The organism is Streptomyces sp. NRRL F-6676 (assembly GCF_000725625.1).
Classification (GTDB): domain Bacteria; phylum Actinomycetota; class Actinomycetes; order Streptomycetales; family Streptomycetaceae; genus Streptomyces.
This window is the reverse complement of record NZ_JOHS01000114.1, coordinates 1-1,946: the sequence shown is the minus strand read 5'-3', so window position 1 is coordinate 1,946 and position 1,946 is coordinate 1. Positions and strand designations below refer to the sequence as shown.

The 1,946-nt window shown below is 71.3% G+C and carries 2 protein-coding genes; both read left to right on the top strand.

The genetic code is table 11. The features are described 5' to 3' along the window. Positions 1-243: 243 nt before the first annotated feature. Positions 244-903, top strand: a complete 660-nt coding sequence (locus IO29_RS31220) for a histidine phosphatase family protein (RefSeq protein ID WP_030383518.1) — start codon at positions 244-246, stop codon at positions 901-903. 12 nt (positions 904-915) lie between these two features. After that, complete coding sequence (locus IO29_RS31215; RefSeq protein ID WP_030383519.1) at positions 916-1,851, top strand: ADP-ribosylglycohydrolase family protein; 936 nt, start codon at positions 916-918, stop codon at positions 1,849-1,851. The last annotated feature ends 95 nt before the right edge of the window (positions 1,852-1,946 follow it).

The window sequence follows — 1,946 nt, the reverse complement described above, 5'->3', positions numbered from 1 at the left end:
CCTCGGAGAAGCCGCAGACAGCCCAGAACCTGACGAAGCACTACTAGGGCCTGTCGTTTGGATCAGCCCGCAGACGCGGGGTCTGGTGCGCACATCTGCCGCGTTGTCGTCGGTCGCCGACGCTCCGCATCGACTCCCTCCTCCGCCTTGCAGCTGCACGCACCAGACCCCGCTCACCGGCATTGCAACGGCACCGTCAGCCCCCTGCGACCTGATCCGAACAACAGGCCCTAGGGTCGAGACATGGCACGACCACGGCGCATCGTCCTTGTCCGCCACGGGGAGTCGATGGGCAACGCCGACGACACCGTGTACGAACGCGAGCCCGACCACGCGCTGGCCCTCACCGAGAAGGGCCGGCACCAGGCGGGGGAGACGGGCGGGCGGCTGCGGGAGCTCTTCGGCGGGGAGCGCGTGAGCGTGTACGTGTCTCCGTACCGGAGAACGCACGAGACCCTCCAAGAGTTCCGGCTCGACCCCGGCCTCGTCCGGATCCGCGAGGAGCCCCGGCTGCGCGAGCAGGACTGGGGCAACTGGCAGGACCGCGACGACGTACGCCTGCAAAAGGCGTACCGGGACGCGTACGGACACTTCTTCTACCGCTTCGCGCAGGGCGAGTCCGGGGCCGACGTGTACGACCGGGTCGGCGGCTTCCTGGAGAGCCTCTTCCGCAGCTTCGAGGCCCCCGACCACCCGCCCAACGTCCTCATCGTCACCCATGGCCTGGCCATGCGGCTGTTCTGCATGCGCTGGTTCCATTGGACGGTCGCCGAGTTCGAATCCCTGTCGAACCCGGGCAACGGCGAGACACGGATGCTGGTACTGGGGGAGAACGGCAAGTACACACTCGACCGGCCGTTCGAACAGTGGCGGGATCCGGAACCGTACGGGATCACCGGATAAAGTGGTACGGCGATGACGACCGCTGACTTCTCCGCCCACCCCCCTTCCGCTTCCGCGGAGCGCCTGGAGCGCGCCCTGGCGAGCCTGCGCGGACTGGCGGTGGGGGACGCGCTCGGCTCGCAGTTCTTCGTGCCGGAGAACTATCCGCTGCTCAAGCGACGTGAGCTGCCCGCCGGGCCCTGGCAGTGGACCGACGACACCGAGATGGCGTGCTCGGTGGTGGCCGTGCTCGCCGCGCACCGCCGGATCGACCAGGACGCGCTCGCCCGCTCCTTCGCCGTCCACCACGACTTCGACCGCGGCTACGGGCCGGCCGTCAACCGGCTGCTGCGGCTGGTCAGGGAGGGCGGGGACTGGCGCGAGCTGGCCGCCGCGCTCTTCAACGGCCAGGGCTCGTGGGGCAACGGCGCCGCCATGCGGATCGCGCCGCTGGGCGCCTGGTACGCCGACGACCCCGAGCAGGCCACCCACCAGGCCGAGATCTCCGCCTACCCCACGCACCAGCACCGGGAGGCCGTGGTCGGCGCGATGGCGGTCGCCGCGGCCGCGGCGCTCGTCGCGGCACCCGCGGGGCCGCCGGACGGCGGCGCGCTGCTCGACGGCGTGATCGCCCTGGTACCGGCGCGCAGCGCGGTCGGCGCCGGGCTGCGCCGGGCGCGCGACATGCTCGACTACGCCGACGCGGGAACCGTCGCCGCCGTCCTCGGCTGCGGACGGCGTACGACGGCGCACGACACGGTGCCGTTCGCGCTCTGGTCGGCCGCGCGCGCCCTGAGCGACTACGAACAGGCGTTCTGGACGACGGCCCAGGCGGGCGGCGACATCGACACGACCTGCGCGATTGTCGGCGGAATCATCGCCTCACACCCGCAGGGCTCCCCGCCCCCCGCCTGGCAACACCGGACAGAATCCCTCCCCGCCTGGACCCCGGCACCGACGCGCCCCTAGGGGGTGTCTTGTCGATCATTGGTCGAGCCAGATGAGGGTGCTGGCGAGGGTGATGGCGGCGAGGTAGCGGTCGGAGCGTTTGTCGTAGCGGGTGG